We start from the raw sequence: 6,753 nt of genomic DNA on the forward strand, positions 1-6,753 counted from the left end.
TCAGCGCCTCGGCCTCGATCTGCTTCTGCAGGATCTCGCGGTCGAGCGCGTCGAGTTCCTCCGGCTTGCTGTCCACTTCCATGCGCAGCCGCGACGCCGCCTCGTCCATCAGGTCGATCGCCTTGTCGGGCAGGAAGCGGTCGGCGATGTAGCGGCTCGACAGGGTCGCTGCGGCCACCAGCGCGCTGTCGGTGATGCGCACGCCGTGATGGACCTCGTATTTCTCCTTCAGCCCGCGCAGGATGCTGATCGCGTCCTCGACGCTCGGCTCGTCCACGAAGACGGGCTGGAAGCGGCGGGCCAGCGCCGCGTCCTTCTCGACATGCTTGCGGTATTCGTCGAGCGTGGTGGCGCCGACGCAATGCAGCTCGCCCCGCGCCAGCGCGGGTTTCAGCAGGTTCGAGGCGTCCATCGCGCCGTCGGCCTTCCCGGCGCCGACCAGCGTGTGCATCTCGTCGATGAACAGCACGATCCCGCCGGCCTCGGCCTGAATCTCGGTCAGCACGGCCTTCAGCCGCTCCTCGAACTCGCCGCGATACTTCGCGCCGGCGATCAGGCTCCCCATGTCGAGCGCCATCAGCTTCTTGCCCTGCAGGCTCTCCGGCACGTCGCCGTTGACGATGCGCAGCGCCAGACCTTCCGCGATGGCGGTCTTGCCGACGCCCGGCTCGCCGATGAGCACCGGGTTGTTCTTGGTGCGCCGGCTCAGCACCTGCACGGTGCGCCGGATCTCCTCGTCGCGCCCGATCACCGGGTCGAGCTTGCCCTCGCGGGCGGCCTCGGTCAGGTCGCGGGCGTATTTCTTCAGCGCGTCGTAGCCCTGTTCGGCGGAGGCGGTGTCGGCGGTGCGGCCCTTGCGCAGATCGGCGATGGCGCCCTCCAGCCGCTGCGCGTCGACTTTCGCCTCGGCCAGCGCCTTGGCGGCCTCGGTCCCCTTGGCGAGCGCGAGCGCCGACAGCAGCCGCTCCGCAGTCACGAAGCTGTCGCCGGCCTTCTTGGACAGCGTCTCGGCTTCGGCCAGCGCGCGGGCGAGGCCCGGGTCCATGTAGATCTGCCCGTCGCCGCCCGAGACCTTGGGCGTGCGCGCGAGCGCCGCTTCGACGGCGCTCCGCGCCGCCTTGGCGTCGCCGCCGGCGCGCGCGATCAGGTTCGCCGCAAGCCCCTGATCGTCGTCGAGCAGCGCCTTGAGCAGATGCGCGTCGCCGAGGCGCTGATGGCCCTCGCGCATGGCGATGGTCTGGGCCGCCTGCAGGAAGCCGCGCGCCCGTTCGGTGAATTTCTCGAGGTTCATGGGATGCTCCTTTCAGCGCGACGCCGCCGCCCTTCCGGCGCGGTCGATGCCGCCTCTCCCCCGTGGTCGGACGCCCGGATCCGGCGCGCCCCGTCCAGGCTCAGATGGGGAACATCCACAGCCCCGGCAAGTGGATGGGGCGCGGCGCCGGTCATCCGCGTCGCAGGCGCCGGCGGCGCCGCTTTGGCGCGGCGCAAGCGGCGGGACTGACCTGCCGCCCGCCCGGCGACCTGCCCGAAAGTCGCAAGCCTCCAGAAGCGGAACGCCCCGCGCGCCGGGTTACCCTTCCGCAGCCCCAGCCGCGGAGCGCCCCCATGCCCGACATCCAGCTCGTCCCCCTCGCCGAGATCGACGCCGGCGCCCTGACCCGCGACCGTACCGGGCTCGACCCCGAGCCGCTGGAGGAGCTGCGCCGCTCGATCCTCGCCCACGGCCTGCGCCTGCCGGTCGAGCTGTTCCGTTTGCCCGACGCCGGCGCCCGGACGGACGGGGCGCTCTACGGCCTGATCTCCGGCTATCGCCGCCATCTCGTCTTCGCCGAGCAGGCCCAGGCCGGCGACGCCGCCTTCGCCGCGATCCCCGCCCTGATCCGCGAGGGGCTCGACGCCGCCGCGGCCTATCGCGCCATGGTCGAGGAAAACGCCGTGCGCGACGCGCTCTCGCCATGGGAGGAGGGGCGCGCCCTCCACATCGCCGTCGCGCAGGGCTTCCATCCCGGCGTCGAGGCCGCGGCGGACGCGCTGCACCCCGGCAAGAGCCGCCAGAAGCGCGCCCGCCTGCGCGCCGTCGCGCGCCTCGTCGCCGAGCTCGACGGGCTGCTGGCCGCGCCCGAGCGGCTGACGCAGGCCCAGCTGCTGCGCCTCGCGGACGCATGGCGGGGCGGCTACGACGAGGCGATCCGCGCCGCGCTCGAGGTCGCCGCCGGCGCCCCGCACGAGGTCCAGTGGGCGTCGCTCGCGGCGCTTCTGGCCGAGCACGCCGAGGAGGCGGTCAAGCCCCTCCGCCCGCGCCCGCGTCCGGGCCGCCCCCGCCGCGTCCTGCGCCCGAGCCCCGGCCTGATCATCCGCCGCGAGCGCACGCGGATGGGCTATGTCCTGCACTTCGCCGGCCGCGAGGCCAGCAGCCATTTGCTCGACGAGGTGCTCGACGAGATCGAACGGCTCTACCTGCCGGGCTGGTCCGGCGCGGCCGGTCCCCGGCCCAAAAAAATGGTAACCAAGAAAATCATTTTATATCAGTGTTCTAAACCCCCGTCCAGTTCCGGACGCTTCCCCGGTCGCCGCGCCTCCCGCCCCGCCGCGTGTTGACGCCCGCCCCCTCCGAGGCGCAGGACGGCTCCAGCCCCCAGCAGGAGACCGCCCATGCCCCGCCCCGACGCCCTGATCGTCGCCCTCGACCTGCCGAACGCCCTCGCCGGGACCGAGATGGCCGAGCGGATCGGAGACGCGGCCTCCTTCTACAAGATCGGCCTCGGGATGCTCACCGGCGGCGGCCTCGCCCTCGCCATCGAGCTGAAAGAGCAAGGGAAACGGGTGTTTCTCGACATGAAGCTCTTCGACATCCCCGCCACGGTCGAGGCCGCGGTGCGGGGCCTCGCGCAGTTCGACCTCGATTTCCTGACGGTGCATGGCGACCCGCATGTCGTCCGGGCGGCGATGGCGGGGCGGGGGGCGTCGGCCACGCGCATCCTCGCGGTGACGGTGCTCACGAGCCTCGACCGCGCCGATCTGGATGCCGCGATGATCGAGGCGGGCGACATCGGCGCCATCGCCGTCGAGCGGGCGCGCCGCGCCTTCGCCGCGGGCGCCGACGGGGTGATCGCGAGCCCGCAGGAGGCGGCGGCGATCCGCGCGCTTCCCGAAGCGTCGGGCAAGCTGATCGTCACGCCCGGCGTGCGGCCCGCGGGCGCGGCGCTGGGCGACCAGAAGCGGGTCGCGACGCCGGCGGACGCCCTGCGCGCCGGCGCCGATCACGTCGTGATCGGGCGCCCGATCACCCAGGCCGCCGATCCGGCGGCCGCGGCGCGCGCGGTCGCGGCGGAGATCGCGGCGGCCTGAACCCCTCTCAGCCGATGGTGCGGCGGAGCAGGTCGATCCAGTTGTCGCGGCAGATGCGGCGGATCAGCGCCTCTCCGTAACCGGCGGCGCGCATCGCCTCCACCAGCCGGGGCAGCCCCGAAACATCGGCCAGCGCGCGCGGGATCTCGGCGCCGTCGAAATCCGAGCCGAGCGCGACGCCGCCTTCGCCGAGCCGTTCCACCAGCCGGTCGAGATGGCGCAACATGGTCTCGAACGGCGTGTCGGCGATCTTGCGCCCGTCCGCGCGCAGGAAGCCGACAGCGTAGTTGAGCCCGACCACGCCACGCGACTCCGCGATCGCCGCGAGTTGCCAGTCCGCCAGGTTGCGCGAGCTGTTCGACAGCTCCCAGACGTTGGAATGGGTGGCGACCAGCGGTTTGGAGGACAGCCGCGCCACGTCGCGGAAGCCCGCCGCATTGAGATGGCTGAGATCGACCATCACGCCGAGCCGGTCGCAGGCGGCGACCAGATCGCGCCCCGCCGGCGTCAGCCCGCCGCCCTCCTCGGCGTCGCCGGGAAAGCGGAACGACACGCCCTGCCCGAAGATGTTGGGCCGCGACCAGACCGGCCCGAGCGAGCGCAGACCCGCCGCGTGCAGCACCTCCAGCCCGCCCAGATCGGGGCCGATGGCCTCGCAGCCCTCCAGATGCAGGATCGCGGCGAGGGCGCCCGCCGCTTCGGCGGCTTCGATCTCGGCGGCGCTGCGGCACAGACGGATCGCGTCGGGCCGGGCGCGGACCATGCGCAACAGGATGCCCGCGATCTCGTGCGTCGCGCGGCGGGCGAAGGCGGCGTCCACCGGGCCGATCGGCGGGCCGTCGACCAGCGCGCCCTCGGCCTCGTCGCCCTCGGCGAGCGGCGCCTCCTCGGGGACGTAGATCGCGAAGAACCCCCCCATGAGGCCGCCGGCGCGCGCGCGGGGCAAGTCGAGATGGCCGTCGCCGCGCCCGGCGAAAAACTGCGCGCCGTCCCAGTCGCGAGCGCGCCAGAGATGGAGCAGGACGTCGTTATGGCCGTCGAAGACCGGCTGCATGGGCGAACTCCCGAGCGATGTCGCCCCCGACAAGACGCCCCGCTGTGGGCGGCGTCAATCGCGCCCGAACTCCGAATGGCGGGGGCAACTCGTCAGGTGGTCGTCGACCAGCCCGCAGGCCTGCATCCACGCATAGACGACCGTCGGGCCGACGAAGCGGAAGCCGCGCGCCTTCAGCGCCTTCGACAGCGCCCGGCTCTCGGCGGTTTCGGCGGGTATCTCGTCCATCCGGGCGAAGCGGTTCACGCGGGGGCGGCCCTCCACCGACTGCCAGACGAAGCCCGAGAAAGCCGCCGCCCCTCCCATGTCGAGGAAGGCGCGGGCGTTGCCGATGGTCGCCTCGATCTTGCCGCGATGGCGCACGATGCCGGCGTCGGCCAGCGCCGCGGCGATCTCGGCCTCGCCCCAGCGCGCGATCCGCTCGGGGTCGAAGCCCTCGAAGCGGGAACGGAAGCCCTCGCGCTTGCGCAGGATCGTGATCCAGGACAACCCGGCCTGGAAACCGTCGAGGACCAGCTTCTCCCAGAGCGCGCGTCCGTCGAATTCGGGAACGCCCCATTCGTCGTCGTGATAGGCGACGTAGAGCGGATCGTCGCCGCACCAGGGGCAGCGGTCGCTCACAGGGCCGCCTTTTCGGCGAGCGCGTCGGCCAGAACGGCGCGGGCGGCGTCGGGCGGCGCGTCCTTCACCACGCGGGCGCGCCCGACATCCTCGGCGAGCACGAAGGCGATGCGCCCGGCTTCGGCCTTCTTGTCCTGCGCCATCAGCGCCATCAGCGCGTCGGCGTCCGGAAGCGGCCCCGGAATGTCGCCGAGCGTCGCCTTCATCCCCATCGCCCGCAGATGCGCCCGCACGCGGCTCGGCGCTTCCTGCGGGCACATCCCGAGACGCTGCGAGAGTTCGAAGGCGAGGCCCATCCCCACCGCCACCGCCTCGCCATGCAGCAGGCGGTCGGAATAGCCGGTCGCGGTCTCGAGCGCATGGCCGAAGGTGTGGCCGAGATTGAGCAGCGCCCGGTCGCCCGTCTCGCGTTCGTCCCGCGCGACGATCTCGGCCTTCATCTCGCAGGAGCGGCGGATCGCGCGGATGCGCGCCGCGGCGTCGCCCGCCTTCAGCGCCGGTCCCTGCGCCTCGAGCCATGCGAAGAACGCCGCATCCCCGAGCAGCCCGTATTTCGCGACTTCGCCATAGCCCGAGAGGAACTCGCGCGGGCTGAGCGTGTCGAGAAGGTCGATGTCGGCGAGCACGAGGCGGGGCTGGTGGAAGGCGCCGATCAGGTTCTTGCCCTGCGGCGCGTTCACCCCGGTCTTGCCGCCGACCGAGCTGTCCACCTGCGCGAGCAGCGTCGTGGGGATCTGGATGAAATCCACCCCGCGCTTGAGCACCGCCGCCGCGAAGCCCGCGAGATCGCCGATCACCCCGCCGCCGAAGGCGATCACGAAGTCGGAGCGCCCGAGGCGCTGGTCGAGCAGCCAGCGCAGCGTCTCGTCGAGGCGCGCCATGCTCTTGGTCGCCTCGCCCGGCGGCAGGGCGAGGGCGGGGGCCTCGAAGCCCTCCGCCGCCAGCCCTGCCCGCAGCGCGTCTAGATGGAGCGCAGCGACGGTCTCGTCGGTGACGATGGCGAGCTTGCGCCCGCGCGCGAAAGGCGCGATCCGCGCACCCGCTTCGGCCAGAAGGCCCGGGCCGATGAGGATGTCGTAGGCGCGGTCCCCGAGGGCGACCGGAACGCGTTCCGCGGTCATGGGGCCGTCTCCAGAACGCCCTGCGCTTCCAGAGCCGCGACGATGTCGGCGACCACGTCCTGATGCTGGCCGCCTTGCGGGCTGTCCACCACCGCGTCGGCCTGCGCATAGACCGGATGGCGCTCGGCCATCAGCCGCGAGAGGACGGCGCGCGGGTCGCCGTCGCGCAGCAGCGGTCGGGTGTCCTTGCGGCCGGTGCGCTCGACCAGCGTGTCGAGATCGGCGCGGATCCAGACGGCGAAGGCGCGTTCGGCGATCAGCGCACGGGTCTCGGCGTTCATGTAGGCCCCGCCGCCGGTCGCCAGCACATGCGGCTCCCCTTCCAGAAGCCGCGCGATCACGCGGCGCTCGCCCTGCCGAAATCCCGGCTCGCCGAGTTCGGCGAAGATGTCGGGGATCTCCATGCCCGCGGCGGCGACGATCTCGTCGTCGCTGTCGTGGAAGGGCGCCCCGAGCGTTTCGGCGAGCCGGCGTCCAACCGAGCTCTTGCCCGCGCCCATCAGCCCGATCAGCACCACCGTACGGCGCAGCGCGCCGCCTGCGCGCCCGCGCGCCTCTGCGTCGTCGGCCATGGATCCCCCTGCTGATCCGTCCGTTTTTCGAGCTCGC

Annotated in this window: 7 protein-coding genes; 2 read left to right on the forward strand and 5 right to left on the reverse strand. The window is 72.7% G+C overall.

Translation table 11 applies throughout. The features are described 5' to 3' along the window. On the reverse strand, positions 1-1,291 hold a 1,291-nt coding region (locus V7Q31_RS16295; RefSeq protein WP_333834914.1), incomplete at its 3' end, for a Clp protease N-terminal domain-containing protein. A gap of 314 nt (positions 1,292-1,605) precedes the next feature. Here V7Q31_RS16295 and V7Q31_RS16300 point away from each other — a divergent pair. Together V7Q31_RS16300 and pyrF are read left to right on the forward strand one after the other, a co-directional pair. Continuing rightward, on the forward strand, positions 1,606-2,598 hold the full coding sequence (locus V7Q31_RS16300) for a ParB/RepB/Spo0J family partition protein (protein WP_333834915.1): 993 nt from the start codon (positions 1,606-1,608) through the stop codon (positions 2,596-2,598). Between the two features lie 54 nt (positions 2,599-2,652). Continuing rightward, positions 2,653-3,348, forward strand: a complete 696-nt coding sequence (pyrF, locus tag V7Q31_RS16305; RefSeq protein ID WP_333834916.1) for an orotidine-5'-phosphate decarboxylase — start codon at positions 2,653-2,655, stop codon at positions 3,346-3,348. A 7-nt stretch (positions 3,349-3,355) separates the two neighbouring features. Here the strand turns inward: pyrF and V7Q31_RS16310 are convergent, their stop codons facing one another. The 4 genes from V7Q31_RS16310 to V7Q31_RS16325 are packed head-to-tail and all read right to left on the reverse strand — an operon-like array spanning position 3,356 to position 6,716. After that, positions 3,356-4,402 (reverse strand): dipeptidase, encoded by a 1,047-nt coding sequence (locus V7Q31_RS16310; protein WP_333834917.1) that lies wholly within the window; start codon positions 4,400-4,402, stop codon positions 3,356-3,358. Between the two features lie 54 nt (positions 4,403-4,456). Further along, positions 4,457-5,023 carry a DNA-3-methyladenine glycosylase I gene (locus V7Q31_RS16315; protein WP_333834918.1) on the reverse strand — a complete coding sequence of 189 codons (567 nt, stop codon included), beginning with the start codon at positions 5,021-5,023 and terminating at the stop codon, positions 4,457-4,459. Beyond that, the gene (aroB, locus tag V7Q31_RS16320) at positions 5,020-6,144 is read right to left on the reverse strand and encodes a 3-dehydroquinate synthase (RefSeq protein WP_333834919.1); all 1,125 of its coding nucleotides are present in this window, start codon (positions 6,142-6,144) and stop codon (positions 5,020-5,022) included. The genes V7Q31_RS16315 and aroB overlap by 4 nt, the downstream gene beginning before the upstream one ends. Next, on the reverse strand, positions 6,141-6,716 hold the full coding sequence (locus V7Q31_RS16325; protein WP_333834920.1) for a shikimate kinase: 576 nt from the start codon (positions 6,714-6,716) through the stop codon (positions 6,141-6,143). The genes aroB and V7Q31_RS16325 overlap by 4 nt, the downstream gene beginning before the upstream one ends. Positions 6,717-6,753 lie beyond the last annotated feature (37 nt).

The organism is Rubrimonas sp. (genome assembly GCF_036788415.1).
Taxonomy (GTDB): domain Bacteria; phylum Pseudomonadota; class Alphaproteobacteria; order Rhodobacterales; family Rhodobacteraceae; genus Rubrimonas.